We start from the raw sequence: 18,663 nt of genomic DNA on the forward strand, positions 1-18,663 counted from the left end.
TTGAGCGACCGCACCCTGGAAGCGCTCGGTCTGGCCGAGGCGCCGCGCGACCACCCGCTGCTCTACCCGGGCGCGTGGCCCCCGGACTCCGGACTCCTCGACGGGGACCGGCTGTTGCCCCTCGACCGCCTCGTGCACGACGACCGCGTCCCCGTCCTCGCCATCGGCTCCAACGCCAGCCCGGCCCAACTGCGCCACAAGATGGCCGAGTACGGGATCGTCTCCCCGATCCCGATGGTGCGCACCCGCGTCACGGGCCTCGGCGTCGGCGTCTCCGCCCATGTCAGCCGACTGGGCTATGTGTCCGCCTCTCCAGTCGAAGCGCCGGGAGCCGTACGGGAGTTGTACGTCATCTGGCTCGACGCCGAGCAGCTGGCCGTCGTCGACGCGAGCGAGGGAGCGCATCTGCCGGCCGGGAACTACCGGCGTGCGTGGCTGCCCTCCCCCGAGGTGCGGGTCGAACTCGCCGACGGCACCGCGCTGCCGGGGGCGTACGGGTACGTCAACACGCACGGCGTCCTCCACGACGGCACCGGCGCCCCGCGCACTCACCCCGGCCAGCGGCCGCTGCTCACCGAACTCCTCGTCGGGTCGGCCCGTTTGAGGGAGCTGTTCGGCGTCACGCCCGAGGAGTTCTGCGCCCGGGCGCGCGCCGACCACGAGCTGTGCCGGGAGGGGACGCGGCTGTTCAAGAGGGAGAAGATGGTGACGGCCTCCGGCCTGGAGCGGTACGCGGAGGCTCAGCAGACGGGCAGTCCGGGCACCGGCTCGTCGTTGTCGCCGCCCTTGAGGTAGACGTCGCTGACGTAGACGCCGGTGTTGCCGCTGTCGTCGTCGGTCTTCGCCCACCAGACGTTGGTCCACTCGCCGTATGTCTCGCGGCGGCCCAGGTTCTGCTGGCAGTAGAAGTAGTTGGTGCCCGCGTTGAGGACGCCCGCCTTGGCGCCGGAGGCGGTGTAGGAGTCGGCGGTCCGCCAGACCTGGCAGTTGTACTTGCCGCCGCCTGCGGAGACGCAGGACGCGGCGGGCTTGGGCGTCTCGCCCGCGCCGCTGCCGCTGGGGGCGGGGGCATGGCCCGAAGTCCTGCTCGGGGCCGGGCTGGTGGCCCGCGCAGTGGGCTTGCCGTCGGCCGTGGGACTCGCCGACGGAGTCGCCGTCGGTGTCTTCTTGGCGCCCTTCTCCGTCGGTTCGGGCTCGTCCGTGCGTACGGCGTCGCCACGGCCGCTCGCCGCCGACGTGGCCCTGGCGTCGGTGACGGAGGACGTGGAGCGCGCGTCGGTGTCCTTGTCGCCCGAGTCGTCGAGGAACGCCACGGTCGCTCCGGCCGACGCGAGCACGACGGCGACGGCCGCCGCGACGAGCAGCACCCGGCGCCTGCCCCGCGCGGGGCGAGCGGTGTCCATGGGGCCGGTGACGTCCGGGGCGGCCTGGGCCGGCGGCGGACCGAAGCCCTGCGGCGCCGAGGGCGCGCCCGGTGCCGGCGGCGGACCGAACCCCGGCGGCACCGCCGGCACGCTGTGCTCCGTCACCACGGGCGGCGCCACCGCCGTACCCCGCAGCCGTGTCGTGGCGGAGTCGGCCGCCCCGGAGTCCGCGACCGCCTGGAGCAGTGCGCGGGCCTCCTCCGCCTCCGGGCGCCCCTCGGGGCGTTTGTCGAGGAGCCGCTGGAGCACGGGTGCGAGCGCGCCCGCGCGCGTGGGCTGCGGCAGGGGCTCCGAGACGATGGCGGTGAGCGTGGAGAACGTCGACGTACGCCGGAACGGCGAGGCGCCCTCGACCGCCGCGTACAGGGTGGCGCCCAGGGCCCAGACGTCCGAGGCGGGTCCCGGGTCGGCGCCCTGGGCGCGCTCGGGTGCCAAGTAGTCCAGGGAGCCGACGAGTTCGCCGCTGCGGGTCAGATGCGTGGCGGAACCGTCACCCGGGTCGTCCATCGTGGCGATGCCGAAGTCGGTGAGGACCACGCGGCCCGACCGGTCGAGCAGGATGTTGCCGGGCTTCACGTCCCGGTGCAGGACGCCGGCGCGGTGGGCGGCGGCGAGCGCGTCCATGACCTTGGCGCCGATGCCGGCGGCCTCGTGGGGGTCGAGGGTGCCGCGGTCGCGCAGGACGTCGTCCAGGGACGGTCCGTCGACCAGCTCCATGACGATCAGCGGGCGGCCGTCAACCTCCCCCACGTCGTGCACGGCGATCACGCCGGGATGGCGCACCCGGGCCGCCGCGCGCGCCTCGCGCTGCATGCGCAGCCGCAGATCGGACAGTTCCGGCCCGTCCGCGTCGGTGTAGGTGCGCAGTTCCTTGACGGCGACCTCACGGCCGAGGACCTCGTCCACCGCCCGCCAGACCACGCCCATGCCGCCCCGCCCGAGCTGGGCCAGGACGCGGTAGCGCCCGGCCAGCAGCCGGCCGGCCCCGTCCGTCCGTCCGTTGTCCCCCGAAGACACCGCCGCCCCGTTCCTCCGTACGCATGTGCAAGGTCGCGTACAGAGTACGGGGCGGCGGTGACAGTCCTCGTCGAGGTCGCCGAGGTGTTACTTGGCCGAGGCCGTCAGGTCCGCGCGGCGCGGTCCGGCGTACGACTGGAGGCGCGCCAGGGTCAGCCCGGTGAGGCGGGTGACCTCGCCGGTGTCCAGGGCGCCGCAGTCCAGGCCGCGCAGCAGGTACCCGGCGAGGGCCTTGGCGGTGGCGGGCTCGTCCATGACGTCGCCGTCGACGTGGTTGGCGTAGGCGGCGAGGCGCTTGGCGGCCGCTTCGAAGCCTTCGCGGTAGAAGGCGAAGACGGCCGCGTAGCGGGTCGGGAGGTGGCCGGGGTGCATGTCCCAGCCCTGGTAGTAGGCGCGGGCCAGGGCGCGGCGGGTGAGGCCGTAGTGCAGCTTCCAGGCCTCGTGGACCTTCTCCGTGGTGCCGACCGGCAGGACGTTGGTGGAGCCGTCCGAGACGCGTACGCCGGTGCCGGCGGCGGCGACCTGCATGATCGCCTTGGCGTGGTCGGCGGCCGGGTGGTCGCTGGCCTGGTAGGCGGCGGAGACGCCGAGGCAGGCGCTGTAGTCGAAGGTGCCGTAGTGCAGGCCGGTGGCGCGGCCCTCGGCGGCGTCGATCATGCGGGCGACGGTGGCGGTGCCGTCGGCGGCGAGGATGGACTGGCTGGTCTCGATCTGGATCTCGAAGCCGATCCGGCCGGGGCCCAGGCCGCGGGCCTTCTCGAACTGCTCCAGGAGCCGGACCATGGCGGTGACCTGCTCGGGGTAGGTCACCTTGGGCAGGGTGAGGACCAGTCCGTCGGGCAGGCCGCCGGCCTCCATCAGGCCGGTGAGGAAGACGTCGAGGGTGCGGATGCCGCGGTCGCGGACCGGGGACTCCATGCACTTCATGCGGATGCCCATGTACGGGGCGGCGGTGCCGTTCTTGTACGCGTCCGCAACGAGACGGGCCGCGCGGGCGGCGTCCTGGTCCTCGTCGGTGCCCTTGTAGCCGTCCTCGAAGTCGACGCGCAGGTCTTCGATCGGCTCGCGCTCCAGCTTGGCGCGCACGCGCGCGTGGACGGGTTCGGCGAGGTCGTCGGAGAGTCCGAGCACGGCGGCGAAGGACGCGGCGTCCGGGGCGTGTTCGTCGAGGGCCGCGAGGGCCTGGTCGCCCCAGGAGCGCAGGGTGTCGGCGGCGAAGACGTTGCCGGGGACGTAGACGGTGTGGACGGGCTGGCGGGTGCCCGGGTCGCCGGGGTAGCGGCGCTCCAGTTCGGCGTCGACCGGCGCGAGGGAGGCGCTGATCTCCTCGCTGACGGCGCCCGCGAGGCTCGTCGCCACCTGCTCCTGCTGACCCATGCCACACCCTCCTGTTTTCCGCACTACGGAATCAACAATCCGCAGAGCGAAGTTATCCGTGGTTCTTCCCGCAGGTCAACACCCCGTCCACAGCATGAGCCGCCACGCCCCTTCCGGCACCCCCCGCCCCACCACGCCCTCTTTCGCACACCGGTTCCCCCCTTCATCCTGATCCGTCGGGAGGGGATTTCATGCCGGACACCGACAGAATGACGCGTCGCATGGGACTGAGAACCATGGTGGCCACCGCGCTCACCTTGCCCCTGATGGCCACGATGCCCGCCTCCGCCGCCCGCTCGGTCGGCCGCCGGCTCGATGCCATGACCTTCAACCTGCGCTTCGCCAGTGCCGTCGAACCCAACAGCTGGGCCGTCCGCCGCCCGGTGATGCGCGCCCTGATGCGCCGCGAGGCCCCCACGTTCATCGGCACCCAGGAGGGCCTCTACCAGCAGCTGCTGGACATCCACGCCGACCTCGGCCCGCACTACGCCTGGATCGGCACCGGCCGAGAGGGCGGCAGCCACGACGAGTCGACCGCGGTCTTCTACGACACCCGGCGCCTGGCCCCGCTCGAACACGACACCTACTGGCTCTCCGACACCCCCCGGACGATCGGCTCGAACACCTGGGGCGCCGCACTCCCCCGGATCGCCACCTGGGTCCGCTTCCGCGACCTCGCCGACGACGGGCGGGAGTTCTACGTCCTCAACACCCATCTCGACCATGTGAGCCAGTACGCGCGCGAGCGCGCCACCCTGCTCATCGCCGAGGGGATCGCCGCGTTCGACCGCTCCCTACCGGTCGTCGTCACCGGCGACTTCAACGCGGCGGCCCACGACAACCAGGCCTACGACAACCTCGTCGCGTCCGGGCTCGTCGACACCTGGGACGCGGCCGCCGAACGCGGCGACGCCTACGGCACGTTCCACGGCTACGAGCCGCTGACGCCGGACGGCGAGCGCATCGACTGGATCCTGGCCAGTCCGGGGGTGAAGGTCCACCGGGCCTCGATCAACACCTTCGCCGTCGACGGGCAGTTCCCGAGCGACCATCTGCCGGTCCAGGCGACGTTGACCCTGGGATGAGCCGAGGCCCCCGCCACCGCCGGGAAGCGGTCGCGGGGGCCTCGTACACCTGGAGGACAGGCGCTGCGGGGATCAGCCCTTGCGGGCCTTGACCTCCTCGGTCAGGGCGGGGACGACGTCGAAGAGGTCGCCGACCACGCCGTAGTCGACCAGGTCGAAGATCGGGGCCTCGGCGTCCTTGTTGATCGCCACGATCGTCTTCGAGGTCTGCATGCCCGCGCGGTGCTGGATCGCGCCGGAGATGCCGGAGGCGATGTACAGCTGCGGCGAGACCGACTTGCCGGTCTGGCCGACCTGGTTGGTGTGCGGGTACCAGCCGGCGTCCACGGCGGCACGCGAGGCACCCACGGCCGCGCCGAGGGAGTCGGCGAGCGCCTCGATGATCGCGAAGTTCTCGGCGCCGTTGACGCCACGGCCGCCGGAGACGACGATCGCGGCCTCGGTCAGCTCCGGACGGCCGGTCGACTCACGCGGGGTGCGCCCGGTGACCTTGGTGCCGGTCGCCGCGGCGGAGAAGGTCACGGACAGCGCCTCGACCGCGCCGGCGGCCGGGGCGGCCTCCACGGCGGCCGAGTTCGGCTTGACCGTGATGACCGGGGTGCCCTTGGAGACACGGGACTTGGTGGTGAAGGAGGCGGCGAACACCGACTGGGTGGCCACCGGGCCCTCGTCGCCGGCCTCCAGGTCGACGGCGTCGGTGATGATGCCGGAGCCGATGCGCAGCGCCAGACGGGCGGCGATCTCCTTGCCCTCCGCGGAGGACGGGACGAGGACGGCGGCCGGGGAGACGGCCTCGACGGCCGCCTGGAGGGCGTCGACCTTGGGGACGACCAGGTAGTCGGCGTACTCGGCGGCCTCGTGGGTGAGGACCTTGACCGCGCCGTGCTCGGCGAGGGCGGCGGCGGTGTCACCGGCGCCGTTGCCCAGCGCGACGGCGACCGGCTCGCCGATGCGGCGGGCCAGGGTCAGCAGCTCCAGGGTGGGCTTGCGGACGGCACCGTCCACGTGGTCGACGTAGACGAGAACTTCAGCCATGGGAATGCTCTCCTGCTTGGATCAGATGAGGGGCGGTCGGCGATTTCGGGCTCAGATGAACTTCTGGCCCGCGAGGAACTCAGCGAGCTGCTTGCCGCCCTCGCCCTCGTCCTTGACGATCGTGCCCGCGGTGCGCGCCGGACGGGCCGCCGCGGTCTCGACCTTGGTCCAGGCACCCTCGAGGCCGACCTCCTCGGCGTCGATCTCGAGGTCCTCCAGGTCCCAGGACTCCACCGGCTTCTTCTTGGCCGCCATGATGCCCTTGAAGGAGGGGTAACGCGCCTCGCCCGACTGGTCGGTGACGGACACGACGGCCGGCAGGGACGCCTCCAGCTGCTCGCTCGCGGCGTCGCCGTCCCGGCGGCCCTTGACGGTGCCGTCCTCGACGGAGACCTCGGAGAGCAGGGTGACCTGCGGGACGCCCAGGCGCTCGGCGACCAGCGCCGGGACGATGCCCGCGGTGCCGTCGGTGGAGGCCATGCCGGAGATCACCAGGTCGTAGCCGGCCTTCTCGATCGCCTTCGCGAGCACCAGCGAGGTGCCGATCGCGTCGGTGCCGTGGAGGTCGTCGTCCTCGACGTGGATGGCCTTGTCGGCGCCCATGGACAGCGCCTTGCGCAGCGCGTCCTTGGCGTCCTCGGGGCCCACCGTCAGGACGGTGATCTCCACGTCGTCGTCGGAGTTCTCCGAGATCTGCAGCGCCTGCTCGACCGCGTACTCGTCCAGCTCGGAGAGCAGGCCGTCCACGTCGTCACGGTCGACGGTCAGGTCATCGGCGAAGTGCCGGTCGCCAGTGGCGTCGGGCACGTACTTCACGGTGACAACGATCCTCAAGCTCACGCCGGCTCTCCTACTGCTGCGTCGACATTTCTGTGCTGCCTACTTGCAGGCAGCATAGGCGCCCCAAGGGGCCGATCCCGATCGGGGCGGCCCGCGCTCCGAACGAAATATTACTCGTCAGTACACCCAGTTCGTTCCCGCTAAGCAAGCGCTTTGAACTGTGACCTGTGCAACGCAGCGTAATCGGAACTCGACGGTCCCGCAGAGGGAGGTGCCGACATGCGGCACGAGCCGTCAGTCGCGCAGTCCGCTGAATCCGCCCTGGTGGTACAGGAGCGGACGGCCGGGGCCGGCGGGGTCGCCGAGGAGCACCTCGGCGAGGACGATCCGGTGGTCGCCCGCGGGCACGCGCGCGACGACGCGGCCCACCACCCAGGCCAGGACGTCGTCGAGGACGGGGACCCCGTTGGGCCCCTCGCGCCAGCCGGTGGGCGCGCCGAAGCGGTCGGCGCCGCTGCGGGCGAAGGTGGCGGCCAGCTCTTGCTGGTGCTCGCCGAGTATGTGGACGCCGACGTGCTCGGTCCTGGACATCGCGGGCCAGCTGGAGGCTCCGGTGCCGATGCCGAAGGACAGCATCGGGGGCTCGGCGGAGACCGAGGTGAGCGAGGTGGCGGTGAAGCCGACCGGGCCGTCCTCACCACGGGCGGTGATCACGGCGACGCCCGCCGCGTGCCGCCGGAAGACGGAGCGCAGCAGATCGGGGGAGGCGAGCTGAGGGGTGCGGAGGTCCGGCGTGGCCGTCATGGGGTCGTCCTTCTGCGAGGTGGGGCGAGCTGGTCCGTGGCTGCTCAACAACCCGGACAGCGCGCGCTCGCGGTGCGGGCCAGGTCGACGTGGACCCGCCCGAAGAGAAGGAGTTCCGAAGGCATACAGTCAGGCTGACGATAGGTGGTACGCCCAGTCAAGTAGGTCCCGGCATATGGGAGCTGCCTCACCGTCACACGGCCTCGCCGAGGGCCGCGATGACATCCGCCTTGCGCGGCTGCCCGGTGGCGCGCCGCACCACCCGGCCCTGGGCGTCGAGCACCAGCACGGTCGGCGTCTTGAGGATGTCCAGTTCGCGTACGAGGTCCAGGTGGGCCTCGGCGTCGATCTCGACGTGGGCGACCCCGGGGACCAGGTCGACGACCTCGCCGAGGACTCTCCGGGTGGCCCGGCAGGGCGCGCAGAAGGCGCTGGAGAACTGGACGAGGGTGGCCCGCTCCCCCAACTCCGCGCCCAGCTGGGCCGAGCCGAGCCGCTTGTCGTCGTCGCGCCCGCGCACCCGTACTCTCCCGCTCCGCTGCTTGTGCAGCACTCCGTAGACGCTCGCCGCAGCGAGCACCAGGACACACACCACGACTCCGGCCATCACCCAGCTCCAGCGTTCACGAGACTGCAAAGATTCCCGACTCCACCCATGGCATTCCTTGCGGAATGCTTGATTCATGGACATCGACGTGAGGGGACCGCGCTTCGGGGCGGCCGTGACGACCCTAGTACTGGCGGTCGTGCTGATCACCGGCAGTGTGTGGCTCCTGGCCTGGCAGACCCTGGCGTTCGCGCTGGGCGCCGCGGGCGGGGTGGCGCGTTCGCCGTACGGCTGGCTGTTCCGGAAGGTCGTGCGGCCCCGCATCGGTGCGCCGACCGAGTTCGAGGCGCCCGAACCGCCGCGGTTCGCGCAGGCGGTGGGCCTGGCCTTCGCGGTCGTCGGTCTGGTCGGCTACGGCGTCGGACCGGCCTGGCTGGGACTCGCGGCGACCGGGGCCGCGCTCGCCGCCGCTTTCCTGAACTCCGCGTTCGGGTACTGCCTGGGGTGCGAGATGTACCTGCTCGTACGGCGCGTGACCGTACGCGCGCAGTAAAGGCGACGTAAAAGCACGAGGTGGATCAAGGCGCCGACGTGACAAGGATCTCGCCGTTCGCGGGCACGAAGACTGGCCCCCCGCCCGTTCTTGGGGCACGATCTGCGAGATGCCGTAAACCTACGGTGTCGTAACTTTCCCGCCGGGAACCCCCTTTCCCAGGCAGAGAAGGAAGGGTCCACCCCGTCCATGGCAGAGCTTGTCTACCGACCTGTCGTCGGCCTCGCCCGCACGCTGTTCAAGGTGTGGGACCTGAAGATCGACTGCAAGGGTTCGGAGAACATCCCGCGCTCTGGCGGCGCCGTGCTGGTGAGCAATCACATCAGCTACCTGGACTTCATCTTCGACGGGCTGGCGGCCCTGCCCCAGAAGCGTCTCGTGCGCTTCATGGCCAAGGAGTCCGTGTTCCGGCACAAGATCTCCGGTCCGCTGATGCGCGGGATGAAGCACATCCCCGTGGACCGCAAGAGCGGCGAGGAGGCCTACCAGCACGCGCTGCGGTCGCTGCGCTCCGGTGAGATCGTCGGGGTCTTCCCCGAGGCCACGATCTCGCAGTCGTTCACGCTCAAGACCTTCAAGTCCGGTGCCGCGCGCCTGGCTCAGGAGGCGGGCGTGCCGCTGATCCCGATGGCGCTGTGGGGCACGCAGCGGCTGTGGACCAAGGGCCACCCGCGCAACTTCAAGCGCAGCCACACCCCGATCACGATCCGGGTCGGCGAGCCGGTCGAGGCGCCCAAGGACAAGTACGCGGGCGCGATCACCCGTCAGCTGCGCGAGCGCGTCCAGGAGCTCCTGGAGGCCGCCCAGCGCGCCTACCCGCACCGCCCGAAGGACGCCGACGACACCTGGTGGATGCCGGCCCACCTCGGTGGCACGGCGCCCACGCCGGAAGAGGTCAAGGCCGCCGAGGCCCGCTGACCACCCAAGATCACCGACCCGCGCCGCCGGCTCCGTCGCCCGACCGATAGGGTCCCGCCCGTAAACGGGTGGACTGCTACGGGGGCAAGGAATGCGGCGCTGGGTCAAGGTGTCGGTGTCGGCCGCGGTCGTGCTGGGGGTGGGCGGCTGGATCGCCACCCCGTACGCGCAGGACTGGTGGCTGCTGCGCACGGCCTGCGACGGCGCGTTGCCGGTCGACGCGGTCCGTGAACTCGGGCGCGACGGCGACCACTTCAAGGACGCGGAGTCCGCGACCCACGAGGAACTGGGCGACTACGGCTGCTCCCTCGGCTTCGACGGCGACGACGTGCGGGACGACCGGCTGCTGGAGACCGAGGCGTACACCCGGCGGGACGACGTGGACCGGGAGTTCATGACGGTCCTGTCCGAGTCCGGGTTCGATCGCGTGGGGCCCATGGCGGACGGACTGCCCGGCTACATCGACAAGTACGGCGCCCTCCAGTTCCTCCTCCCCTGCCCGGAGTTGGGCAAGGACGACGAGGGACGGCAACGCAAGCTGCTGGTCCGCACCTGGCTCGGCCGGGACACCCTCCGGGCCACTCCTGCCGCCTACGAGACGGCGGTCGCGCTCACCAACTCCGCCTCCGACCGCCTCGGTTGTGGCGCCGAGCCGCTCAAGGCGCCCGGCGGGGACGCCGTGCCGGTGGATCCGCAGGAGGACCCGAAGACGGTGCCGCTGGCCGACGCGGGGGACACGGCGTGCGGGTGGACGCTCAAGGCCGGCGGGCTCAAGGCCGCGCAGTGGCGGGTGGCGGTGCTCATGAACGACGCGGGTCCGGCGGGGCGCTGCGACCTGTACGCGCGCGACGCCGACTCCGGCGAGTGGGAACCCCGGCTGTGGTTCGCCGCCTGGTACGGCGACTGGAGCAACCGTCTGCTCGCCGAGGAGCGACGGCACGATCCCGACTCCCGTACGGCGACCGCCCGTTGCGACGGCGAGGCCGCCAACTTCGCGCTCAGCGCCGACAAGGACGTTCCCGGCGTCGACGAGGCCGGGAAGCGCAAGCTCTTCGCGGCTTTCGCCGAGGCGCAGGTCGAGCAGCGGGACTGCACGGAACTGCGCCTGGGCGACTGACCCCGTCCACGTTCAGTACGAGGTCAGCCAGAGCGCCCTGACGTACCGGTCGTCGATCAACTGCCGTAGCTGCGCCGCGCGTTCCGTCGGCACCTGGCGCTCCTTCGCCCAGGCGTCCAGGACCGTGAACAGCTGGTGGCGGCCGTCCGTCAGGTCACCGCTCAGCGGACCGGAGACCGGCCGCTCGGCGATGTCCCCCATGACCGGCCTGCTGCTCACCTGACGCGTGGCCGCCTGGTACGCGCCGCGCGTGTGGCGCCGTACGGCCTCGTCGAAGGCCGCGAGGTCGGGGATCGTGCCGTCCCGGGCGTACCGCGCCCGGTGGTTCATGAGGCTGCCGATGCGGTCGGTGAGGTGTTCCAGGTCGATGTCGGCCCAGGTGGTGGTCGGCTTCGGGCTGCCGTCCTTCTCCTTGCCCGGCCGGTAGTCGGGGTCGGCGCCGTCGCCGGTGAGGCGTTCGAGGTAGTAGGCGAAGTAGGCGCGTTCGGCGTCGTAGAGGATCGCGAACGCCTCGGGGTCCTTGGCGAGTTCGCCGACCAGGCTCTCCGGGTCCGCGCGTACGTCGGAGTAGGGCTCGGTGCACTCGAAGTCGGCGTGGGCCTCGTGCGGGGCCAGGAAGCGGCCGTACGTCGTCCAGCCGGTGTCGTCAGGAGCGGCGCCCACGGCGTCCACCGCCGGGGTGTACGCGTCGCGGTCGGGGCTCAGGAAGCGGTTGGCGTCGACCACGTACTCGGCGAGGACACGGGCCACACCGGGTGCCGCTCCCCTGGGCACGGCGTCGTCGTCGAACGCGGCGACCACGGCGTACGCGGCACGGGCCTGGGCGAGCGTGTGCGGCTTGCCCTTGCCCGTGGCGCGGGTGGCGGCGTCGACGACCTGCCCGAGCGCCTTGCCGCCGTCGCCGCACGGGTTCTCGTGGATCAGCAGCTCGCGCACGGCGTCGTACCGGGACAGGTCCTCACCGGGGTCGAGCGCGCGGGTGGCGGCGGCCGGGTTCTTCGCGAGGGCCCGGGTCGAGGCCGGGATCTCCTGGCACGGAGCGTCCTCACCGGAGTCCGCGAGGACGATCGGTACGGTCGTGGCGGTCGCCAGCAGGGCCAGTGCCACGGCCGAGGTGAGCAGCCAGTGCTTCCTCAGCCGGGCGAGGGCCCCCGTGGACGGCTCGTCGCTGCCGGTGCTGTTCTCTTCTGCTCCCCCGTCGTGCATACCGGGGAGATTAACGACCGCCTCCGATCAGCCGCGCACCGGGTCGGCGGCGTGCACCTCGATGCGCGCTCCGGGGCTGAACTTCTCCAGCAGCTCGGCGAGTTCGGCGCCCGCCCGCTCGACCTCGGCGATCGGCATCGGGGCGAGGCTCTCCAACAGGAAGATGCCGGAGACGGTCGCCTCGGTGAGCCGGGTGCGCGGTCCCTGGCGCCAGTTCCAGCGGCGGCAGGTCACCCCCAGCTCGTCGCACCACACCACCTCACCGGCGTCGGGGTGCTCGACGACCTCCTCGCCGCCGGCGACGGTCACGAACTCCTCGTCCCCACCGGCCCGCACGAGCCGCATCCCACCCTGGATGCGGTCGATGTCCTCGCCGCCGACCGGGATCAGGTGGGCGACGCTGATGGCGTTGTAGAGGTCGACGAGCAGGTTGATCCGGGGCAGTCCGCCGTCCGCCAACGCCCTCTTGGCGAGCGCCTCCGCCGAGTTGCGGGTCCGTGACGGCTTCGACCCGAACGCCGTGTACACCTCGCGCCAGGCCGCCATGTGCGGGTCCTCGTGCGGGGCGCGCCCGTCCAGACGTACGGCGAGACGGCGGGCCGCGTCGTCGAGGAGCGCCGAACTGGCGTCGGTGCTCGGCCCGTTGACGAGGCCGTGGGCCTCGATCGCGACGTGCGTGAAGCCGGGCGCGAGGGCGCGGACCTCGTCGGACACGGTGAGGGAGAAGGTCATCGCCTGCCTCAGAGTTCGGTCGGGAGCGTCTTCCACAGGTAGGGCCGGTCGGGGGCGGCTTTGAGGACCCTCAGGACGGCCGGGTGCGGTTCAGCATACAGGACCGGATAGTCCACCTCATTGGACTCGGGATCGGGCACCCACGCCAGCCGCTCACCGTCGAGGGAGAACCGCGCGTCCACGCCCGGCTTGTTTCCACGCGGATCCTGCCGATGCCAGGCCCCGTTGAACCGCACGGCGACCAGCCCGTGCACGGCATGCCCACTGCCGTCGTCGTGCGCCAGCCGCTGGTAGCACAGGGCCGTCGGGATGTCCTCGGCCCGCAACAGGGCCGCCAGCGCATGGGACTTGGCGTAGCAGATGCCGGTGCCCTGCTCCAGCACGTCGGAGGCCCGCCAGGTGACGCGCAGGTCGCCGCTGTCGTCGGAGTGAGGGATCGTGTCGCGCACGAACTCGAAGGCCAGCCGCGCATAGGCATACGAGTCCTCGGCCTGCCGGGCGAGACGCGCGGCCGTGTCCCGTACGTACGGGTGGTCATGGTCGATGACCTCGTCGGCGGCGAGATATGCGGACAGGTCAGGGGTGTTCTGGATCAGCTCCATGCCCGCAGAGCATAGGAATGCGATCACCCGGGGTCAATTCTTTTCCAGGTGATCGCATATCTATGCAGGACGCGAGGGCGCTCTCGATGAAGGCCCTAGTGCGCCATCTCCTCCTTGAGCGCCGCCACGAACGCGTCCACGTCGTCCTCGGTCGTGTCGAAGGCGCACATCCAGCGGACGACGCCCGCGTTCTCGTCCCAGAAGTAGAAGCGGAAGCGCTTCTGGAGGCGGAGGCTCACGTCGTGCGGGAGCTTGGCGAAGACGCCGTTGGCCTGGACCGGGTAGAGGATCTCGACGCCGTGCACGGCGCGGACGCCCTCGGCCAGGCGCTGGGCCATCTCGTTGGCGTGCCGGGCGTTGCGCAGCCACAGGTCCTTGGCGAGCAGCGCCTCCAACTGCACCGACACGAAACGCATCTTGGAGGCGAGCTGCATGGACAGCTTGCGCAGATGCTTCATGTGGGAGACCGCGTCCTGGTTGATCACCACGACCGCCTCGCCGAACAGCGCGCCGTTCTTCGTCCCGCCGAGGGAGAGGATGTCGACGCCGACCGCGTTGGTGAACGTCCGCATGGGGACGTCGAGAGACGCGGCCGCGTTGGCTATGCGGGAGCCGTCGAGATGGACCTTCATGCCGTGCGCGTGGGCGTGGTCGCAGATCGCGCGGATCTCGTCCGGCGTGTAGAGCGTGCCGAGCTCCGTGCTCTGGGTGATCGAGACGACCTGCGGCATCGCGCGGTGCTCGTCCTCCCAGCCCCACGCCTGCCGGTCGATCAGCTCGGGCGTGAGCTTGCCGTCGGGAGTGGGAACGGTCAGCAGCTTCAGGCCGCCCATCCGCTCCGGCGCACCGCCCTCGTCCACGTTGATGTGGGCGCTCTCCGCGCAGATCACCGCGCCCCACCGGTCGGTGACCGCCTGGAGCGCCACGACGTTGGCGCCGGTGCCGTTGAAGACCGGGAACGCCTCCGCCGTGGGGCCGAAGTGGCTGCGGATGATCGCCTGGAGGTTCTCGGTGTAGTCGTCCTCGCCGTAGGCGACCTGGTGCCCGCCGTTGGCCAGGGCCAGGGCGGCGAGCACCTCCGGGTGGGCGCCCGCGTAGTTGTCGCTGGCGAAGCCCCGGGTCTCCGGGTCGTGATGGCGCCGGGCGTCGGTCTTCGGCGGGTTCACGGCTTCTCGGTGAGCCACAGACGGTTTCCGTTCACTTCTCCGGCGGGCTTGTCCCAGACCTCGGCGATGGCTCCGGCCAGATCCTTGACGTCCGTGAAGCCCGCGAACTTGGCGTTGGGTCGCTCGGCGCGCATCGCGTCGTGCACCAGGGCCTTGACCACCAGGATCGTGGCGGCGGAGGTGAGCTCCTCGCCGGCCCCGGCCTTGCGGAAGAAGTCTGCCATGGCGAGCGTCCACGCCTCGGCGGCGGCCTTGGCGGCGGCGTACGCGGCGTTCCCCGCGGTGGGCTTGCTCGCGCCCGCCGCGCTGATCAGGACGTAGCGGCCGCGGTCGCTGCGCTGGAGCGCCTCGGAGAAGGCGAGGGAGGTGTGCTGGACGGTGCGGATGAGCAGCAGCTCCAGGAAGTCCCAGTCGTCGAGGCTGGTCTTGATGAAGGTCTCGCTGCCGCGCCAGCCGCCGACGAGGTGGACGACGCCGTCGACCCGGCCGAACTCCTTCTCGATTCCGTTGGCCCACTCCCGCGTGGAGTCCAGGTCGAGCAGGTCGACCGGCTCCCCGGTGACGGTGGCGCCGCCGCCGCCGTCGCGGGCCGCGCTCACCGCCTCCGCGAGCCGCTCGGGGTCGTTGTCCGCGCCGACGACGGTCGCCCCGGCCTCCGCGAGCCGCAGCAGTGTCGCGCGGCCCGCGGGTCCACCCGCGCCGGCCACCGCGATCACCGCACCGCTGAGAGCTCCGTTCCCCGCCATGTTCTTCGCCTCCTGAGCTTGCCGTGCAGTGTTCTCGGTACCGCGGTCGTTCACGCGGCGACCCGCTCGGCGCTCTCCGCACGGATGCCCTTGGTGCCGGCGATCACGTTCTTCAGCTTCTTGGAGAGGGCCTCATAGAACATGCTCAGCGGAAACTCGTCCGGAAGCACGTCATCGACGAGCTTGCGCGGCGGCTGGGTCAGGTCCAGGGCGTCCGGGCCCTTGGCCCAGCGGGAGCCCGGGTGCGGGGCGAGGTACTGCGAGACCAGGTCGTAGGCGGCGAACCAGTGGACGAGCTTCGGGCGGTCGATGCCCGCCCGGTAGAGGTCCTCGATCTCGGCGCACAGCTGGTTGGTGACCTGCGGGGCGCGCTGCCAGTCGATGTGCAGCTTGTTGTCGGTCCAGCGGACGACGTCGTGCTTGTGCAGGTAGGCGAAGAGCAGCTGGCCGCCGAGGCCGTCGTAGTTGCGCACCCGCTCGCCGGTGACCGGGAAGCGGAACATGCGGTCGAACAGGACCGCGTACTGCACGTCACGGGCCTGCGGGACGCCGTCGGCCTCCAGCTTCACGGCCTCCTTGAAGGCGGTGAGGTCGCAGCGCAGCTCCTCCAGGCCGTACATCCAGAACGGCTGGCGCTGCTTGATCATGAAGGGGTCGAAGGGCAGGTCGCCGTGGCTGTGGGTGCGGTCGTGGACCATGTCCCACAGGACGAAGGCCTCCTCGCAGCGCTTCTGGTCGTGGACCATGGCGGCGATGTCCTCGGGCAGGTCGAGGCTCAGGATGCCGACGGCGGCGTCGGTGACGGCGCGGAAGCGGGCGGCCTCGCGGTCACAGAAGATGCCACCCCAGGAGAATCGTTCCGGCGCCTCGCGCACGGCGATCGTCTCGGGGAAGAGCACGGCGGAGTTGGTGTCGTAGCCGGCCGTGAAGTCCTCGAACTTGATGCCGCAGAACAGCGGGTTGTCGTAGCGGGTGCGCTCCAGCTCGGCCAGCCACTCCGGCCACACCATGCGCAGCACGACCGCTTCGAGGTTGCGGTCGGGGTTGCCGTTCTGCGTGTACATCGGGAAGACGACCAGGTGCTGAAGGCCGTCCGCGCGGCCCTGGGCGGGCTGGAAGGCCAGCAGCGAGTCGAGGAAGTCCGGCACCTCGAAGCCGCCCTCGGCCCAGCGCGTCAGGTCCTTCACCAGGGCCTCGTGGTAGGCGCGGTCGTGCGGGAGCAGCGGGGACAGCTCCTCGACGGCCGCGGCGACCTCGCGTACGGCCGCCTCGGCGGTGGCGCGGTCCGGGGCACCCTCGGCCGCGAAGTCGATCGACCCGTCCTTGGACTGCCAGGGCCTGATCCGCTCCACGGCACCCTTGAGCACGGGCCACGCAGGGTGATCCACCACCCTGGTCGCGGGAGGAACCTGCTCCTCCGTAGCCGCCTGCACAAGAATTTCCGTCATGTCCCATCCTCCACGGGAGAACCTCGCGTCAGGACACCGTATGCATATGCGGTTCCTGTCAGCAAGAGGGGGCCCCGTAAATTATCCTGCCCGCCCCCATGGTCACGAAACTTTTTCCTGCCGGATGCCATGACGGCGCTCCCGATGGGTATGCGTGATCCTCTTGGGCACATGAGCGGTCAATGCTCGCAGGACTCGCCCACCCCAGGGTGACCGCCCGAGGCGGTACCGGCCAGTCCTGCCCCTCGTGCCACGCCGATCCCCCGCGTACGCAGGGGTTCATCACCGGCCGAGGCCATTAGGCTGCGGAAGCCGAGCCGCCGTCGACGGAAGCGAGTTGAACCTTGAACTTCCTTACCATCGGTCATCGCGGGGTCATGGGTCTCGAACCCGAGAACACCCTCCGTTCCTTCGTCGCCGCCGAGCAGGCCGGCTTCGACGCCATCGAACTCGACCTGCACCTCAGCAAGGACGGGGCCCTCGTCGTCATGCACGACACGGACGTGGACCGCACGACCGACGGGACCGGTCCGATCGCCGAGAAGACACTCGCCGAGCTGCGCACCCTCGACGCGGGCCTCGGCGAGAAGGTCCCCGTCTTCGAGGAGGTCCTGGAGGCGGTGCGGTCACCGCTCCAGGCCGAGATCAAGGACATCGCGGCAGCGCGGGCGCTGGCCGAGGTCATGCTCAAGCGGGACCTGGTGGGCCGGGTGGAGGTGTCCTCGTTCCACGACGAGGCGATCGCCGAGATCTCCCGCCTGGTGCCGGGCGTACGGACCGCGCTGATCGGCAGCCGGTACGGCACCGACATCGTGGAGCGCGCCCAGGAGGCCGGCGCCGCGACCGTCTGCCTCAACATCCGCCGGATCACCCTGGAGATCGTCGAGCACGCCCGCAAGGCGGACCTCAGGATCATCGGCTGGGTGGTGAACACGCAGGACCACCTGCGTCTCGTACGCGCCCTGCAACTGGACGGCGCGACCTCCGACTACTCGGAGATCAAACGCACCGCCCGCTTCACGGCGTAACGATTATGCGAGCGGCTTGACCAGCAGCTCGAACTGAAGGTCGTCGCGCTGGGGGATGCCGAAGCGCTCGTCGCCGTACGGGAACGGGGTCATCCGGCCCGTACGGCGGTAGCCCCGGCGCTCGTACCAGGCGATGAGGTCGTTCCGTACGGAGATCACCGTCATGTGCATCTCCGTGACGCCCCAGGTCTCCCGCGCCGCCCGTTCCGCCTCCGCGATGATCACCTTGCCGAGGCCGCCGCCCTGGAGCCGGGGGCTGACCGCGAACATGCCGAAGTAGGCGTGGTCGCCGCGGTGCTCCAGCTGGCAGCAGGCGACGACCTCGCCCTCGCGCTCGACGGTGAGCAGCCGGCTGTCGGGCGACTTGATGACCTGGAGCACGCCCTCCGGGTCGGTCCGCTGCCCCTCCAGGATGTCCGCCTCGGTGGTCCATCCGGCCCGGCTGGAGTCCCCGCGGTACGCCGACTCGATCAGCGCGACCAGCGCGTCCACGTCGGCGTCGGTGGCATCGCGGAAGGTGAGTCCAGCGGTCATGGGGCGTTTCTCCACTCTCGGGCACGACACGGGCACCGATGAGCGTAACGCCCGCACTAGGCTCCGCCGCATGGTGCACGTACTGAGCGGCCGGACCCTGATCCACCCCGTCGACCCCGAACGTTCCCGGGCCTTCTACGGCGAACAGCTCGGCCTCGCCGTCTACCGCGAGTTCGGCACAGGACCGGAACGCGGCACCGTCTACTTCCTCGGCGGCGGCTTCCTGGAACTCTCCGGTCGCTCCGAGACCCCGCCCTCCCCGGCCGTCCGCCTGTGGATGCAGGTCCAGGACGTGACCGCGGCGCACGAGGAGCTGGTGGCGAAAGGCGTCGAGATCGCGCGGCCGCCGGTGAAGGAGCCGTGGGGCCTGATCGAGATGTGGCTCACCGACCCGGACGGCATCAGGATCGTCCTCGTCGAGGTGCCCGCGGACCACCCGATCCGCTTCCGCCCGGGCATCTGAGGGCCGCGGCCGCGACTGACGCGTTCCTTCTGTCGCCCGGGCGACGGCCGAATGGCAACCGTGCACGGCCGGGGCTAGCGT

General features: G+C 71.1%; 20 protein-coding genes. 7 read left to right on the forward strand and 13 right to left on the reverse strand.

The features are described 5' to 3' along the window. Window positions 1-795, forward strand: a complete 795-nt coding sequence (locus EJC51_RS07665; RefSeq protein ID WP_166682842.1) for a hypothetical protein — start codon at window positions 1-3, stop codon at window positions 793-795. Here the strand turns inward: EJC51_RS07665 and EJC51_RS07670 are convergent. Then, a complete protein-coding gene (locus tag EJC51_RS07670; RefSeq protein WP_126270361.1) occupies window positions 741-2,441 on the reverse strand; it encodes a serine/threonine protein kinase in 1,701 nt (566 codons plus the stop codon). The genes EJC51_RS07665 and EJC51_RS07670 overlap by 55 nt on opposite strands. 87 nt (window positions 2,442-2,528) lie before the next feature. Next, on the reverse strand, window positions 2,529-3,818 hold the full coding sequence (locus tag EJC51_RS07675) for a DUF6986 family protein (protein ID WP_126270362.1): 1,290 nt from the start codon (window positions 3,816-3,818) through the stop codon (window positions 2,529-2,531). Between the two features lie 221 nt (window positions 3,819-4,039). On the opposite strand from EJC51_RS07675, the gene EJC51_RS07680 reads away from it, so the two are divergent. Further along, window positions 4,040-4,903, forward strand: coding sequence for an endonuclease/exonuclease/phosphatase family protein (locus EJC51_RS07680; protein WP_425276783.1), 864 nt, complete (start codon window positions 4,040-4,042; stop codon window positions 4,901-4,903). 72 nt (window positions 4,904-4,975) lie between these two features. Here EJC51_RS07680 and EJC51_RS07685 read toward each other — a convergent pair whose 3' ends face one another. The 4 genes from EJC51_RS07685 to EJC51_RS07700 all read right to left on the reverse strand — a co-directional run bounded on the left by EJC51_RS07685 (window position 4,976) and on the right by EJC51_RS07700 (window position 8,129). Continuing rightward, window positions 4,976-5,938 carry an electron transfer flavoprotein subunit alpha/FixB family protein gene (locus EJC51_RS07685; protein ID WP_126270364.1) on the reverse strand — a complete coding sequence of 321 codons (963 nt, stop codon included), beginning with the start codon at window positions 5,936-5,938 and terminating at the stop codon, window positions 4,976-4,978. A 51-nt stretch (window positions 5,939-5,989) separates the two neighbouring features. Continuing rightward, window positions 5,990-6,778: an electron transfer flavoprotein subunit beta/FixA family protein gene (locus tag EJC51_RS07690; protein WP_126270365.1), complete on the reverse strand. Its 789-nt coding sequence runs from the start codon at window positions 6,776-6,778 to the stop codon at window positions 5,990-5,992. Between the two features lie 234 nt (window positions 6,779-7,012). Next, window positions 7,013-7,522 (reverse strand): flavin reductase family protein, encoded by a 510-nt coding sequence (locus EJC51_RS07695; RefSeq protein WP_126270366.1) that lies wholly within the window; start codon window positions 7,520-7,522, stop codon window positions 7,013-7,015. Between the two features lie 193 nt (window positions 7,523-7,715). Next, a complete protein-coding gene (locus EJC51_RS07700) occupies window positions 7,716-8,129 on the reverse strand; it encodes a TlpA family protein disulfide reductase (protein ID WP_126270367.1) in 414 nt (137 codons plus the stop codon). A gap of 76 nt (window positions 8,130-8,205) precedes the next feature. Here EJC51_RS07700 and EJC51_RS07705 point away from each other — a divergent pair, with 76 nt between their 5' ends. From EJC51_RS07705 to EJC51_RS07715, 3 genes are all read left to right on the forward strand, one after another. Continuing rightward, on the forward strand, window positions 8,206-8,622 hold the full coding sequence (locus EJC51_RS07705; protein WP_126270368.1) for a DUF4395 domain-containing protein: 417 nt from the start codon (window positions 8,206-8,208) through the stop codon (window positions 8,620-8,622). Window positions 8,623-8,811: 189 nt separating this feature from the next. Beyond that, a complete protein-coding gene (locus EJC51_RS07710) occupies window positions 8,812-9,540 on the forward strand; it encodes a lysophospholipid acyltransferase family protein (RefSeq protein WP_126270369.1) in 729 nt (242 codons plus the stop codon). 91 nt (window positions 9,541-9,631) lie between these two features. After that, window positions 9,632-10,657, forward strand: a complete 1,026-nt coding sequence (locus EJC51_RS07715) for a hypothetical protein (RefSeq protein ID WP_126270370.1) — start codon at window positions 9,632-9,634, stop codon at window positions 10,655-10,657. 12 nt (window positions 10,658-10,669) lie between these two features. Here EJC51_RS07715 and EJC51_RS07720 read toward each other — a convergent pair whose 3' ends face one another. The 6 genes from EJC51_RS07720 to EJC51_RS07745 all read right to left on the reverse strand — a co-directional run bounded on the left by EJC51_RS07720 (window position 10,670) and on the right by EJC51_RS07745 (window position 16,557). Next, window positions 10,670-11,863 carry a hypothetical protein gene (locus tag EJC51_RS07720; RefSeq protein ID WP_126270371.1) on the reverse strand — a complete coding sequence of 398 codons (1,194 nt, stop codon included), beginning with the start codon at window positions 11,861-11,863 and terminating at the stop codon, window positions 10,670-10,672. Window positions 11,864-11,890: 27 nt separating this feature from the next. Then, the gene (locus EJC51_RS07725) at window positions 11,891-12,595 is read right to left on the reverse strand and encodes a B3/B4 domain-containing protein (RefSeq protein ID WP_126270372.1); all 705 of its coding nucleotides are present in this window, start codon (window positions 12,593-12,595) and stop codon (window positions 11,891-11,893) included. An 8-nt stretch (window positions 12,596-12,603) separates the two neighbouring features. After that, a complete protein-coding gene (locus EJC51_RS07730) occupies window positions 12,604-13,197 on the reverse strand; it encodes a transglutaminase-like domain-containing protein (protein ID WP_126270373.1) in 594 nt (197 codons plus the stop codon). A gap of 95 nt (window positions 13,198-13,292) precedes the next feature. Next, the gene (locus EJC51_RS07735) at window positions 13,293-14,363 is read right to left on the reverse strand and encodes a threonine aldolase family protein (protein ID WP_126270374.1); all 1,071 of its coding nucleotides are present in this window, start codon (window positions 14,361-14,363) and stop codon (window positions 13,293-13,295) included. Further along, on the reverse strand, window positions 14,360-15,109 hold the full coding sequence (locus EJC51_RS07740; RefSeq protein ID WP_097260645.1) for an SDR family oxidoreductase: 750 nt from the start codon (window positions 15,107-15,109) through the stop codon (window positions 14,360-14,362). Before EJC51_RS07740 ends, EJC51_RS07735 begins: the two co-directional genes overlap by 4 nt. 50 nt (window positions 15,110-15,159) lie before the next feature. Beyond that, entirely contained in the window at window positions 15,160-16,557 is a 1,398-nt protein-coding gene (locus tag EJC51_RS07745; protein ID WP_126270375.1) for a DUF6421 family protein, read from the reverse strand. A gap of 344 nt (window positions 16,558-16,901) precedes the next feature. Between EJC51_RS07745 and EJC51_RS07750 the strand changes: the two genes are divergently transcribed. Beyond that, on the forward strand, window positions 16,902-17,585 hold the full coding sequence (locus tag EJC51_RS07750; protein WP_126270376.1) for a glycerophosphodiester phosphodiesterase: 684 nt from the start codon (window positions 16,902-16,904) through the stop codon (window positions 17,583-17,585). Between the two features lie 3 nt (window positions 17,586-17,588). On the opposite strand, the gene EJC51_RS07755 is transcribed toward EJC51_RS07750, so the two are convergent. Then, window positions 17,589-18,119: a GNAT family N-acetyltransferase gene (locus EJC51_RS07755; RefSeq protein WP_126270377.1), complete on the reverse strand. Its 531-nt coding sequence runs from the start codon at window positions 18,117-18,119 to the stop codon at window positions 17,589-17,591. A gap of 70 nt (window positions 18,120-18,189) precedes the next feature. Between EJC51_RS07755 and EJC51_RS07760 the strand changes: the two genes are divergently transcribed. After that, window positions 18,190-18,582, forward strand: coding sequence for a VOC family protein (locus tag EJC51_RS07760; protein WP_126270378.1), 393 nt, complete (start codon window positions 18,190-18,192; stop codon window positions 18,580-18,582). Window positions 18,583-18,663 lie beyond the last annotated feature (81 nt).

The organism is Streptomyces aquilus (genome assembly GCF_003955715.1).
GTDB lineage: Bacteria > Actinomycetota > Actinomycetes > Streptomycetales > Streptomycetaceae > Streptomyces > Streptomyces aquilus.

What these genes read in the sequence shown, in the direction of transcription:
- EJC51_RS07675 (WP_126270362.1), bottom strand. Translation starts at nt 3,818, where the DNA reads ATGGGTCAGCAGGAGCAGGTGGCGACGAGCCTCGCGGGCGCCGTCAGC.
- EJC51_RS07680 (WP_425276783.1), top strand. Translation starts at nt 4,040, where the DNA reads ATGGGACTGAGAACCATGGTGGCCACCGCGCTCACCTTGCCCCTGATG.
- EJC51_RS07685 (WP_126270364.1), bottom strand. Translation starts at nt 5,938, where the DNA reads ATGGCTGAAGTTCTCGTCTACGTCGACCACGTGGACGGTGCCGTCCGC.
- EJC51_RS07695 (WP_126270366.1), bottom strand. Translation starts at nt 7,522, where the DNA reads ATGACGGCCACGCCGGACCTCCGCACCCCTCAGCTCGCCTCCCCCGAT.
- EJC51_RS07700 (WP_126270367.1), bottom strand. Translation starts at nt 8,129, where the DNA reads ATGGCCGGAGTCGTGGTGTGTGTCCTGGTGCTCGCTGCGGCGAGCGTC.
- EJC51_RS07705 (WP_126270368.1), top strand. Translation starts at nt 8,206, where the DNA reads ATGGACATCGACGTGAGGGGACCGCGCTTCGGGGCGGCCGTGACGACC.
- EJC51_RS07710 (WP_126270369.1), top strand. Translation starts at nt 8,812, where the DNA reads ATGGCAGAGCTTGTCTACCGACCTGTCGTCGGCCTCGCCCGCACGCTG.
- EJC51_RS07715 (WP_126270370.1), top strand. Translation starts at nt 9,632, where the DNA reads ATGCGGCGCTGGGTCAAGGTGTCGGTGTCGGCCGCGGTCGTGCTGGGG.
- EJC51_RS07720 (WP_126270371.1), bottom strand. Translation starts at nt 11,863, where the DNA reads ATGCACGACGGGGGAGCAGAAGAGAACAGCACCGGCAGCGACGAGCCG.
- EJC51_RS07725 (WP_126270372.1), bottom strand. Translation starts at nt 12,595, where the DNA reads ATGACCTTCTCCCTCACCGTGTCCGACGAGGTCCGCGCCCTCGCGCCC.
- EJC51_RS07730 (WP_126270373.1), bottom strand. Translation starts at nt 13,197, where the DNA reads ATGGAGCTGATCCAGAACACCCCTGACCTGTCCGCATATCTCGCCGCC.
- EJC51_RS07740 (WP_097260645.1), bottom strand. Translation starts at nt 15,109, where the DNA reads ATGGCGGGGAACGGAGCTCTCAGCGGTGCGGTGATCGCGGTGGCCGGC.
- EJC51_RS07745 (WP_126270375.1), bottom strand. Translation starts at nt 16,557, where the DNA reads ATGACGGAAATTCTTGTGCAGGCGGCTACGGAGGAGCAGGTTCCTCCC.
- EJC51_RS07755 (WP_126270377.1), bottom strand. Translation starts at nt 18,119, where the DNA reads ATGACCGCTGGACTCACCTTCCGCGATGCCACCGACGCCGACGTGGAC.
- EJC51_RS07760 (WP_126270378.1), top strand. Translation starts at nt 18,190, where the DNA reads ATGGTGCACGTACTGAGCGGCCGGACCCTGATCCACCCCGTCGACCCC.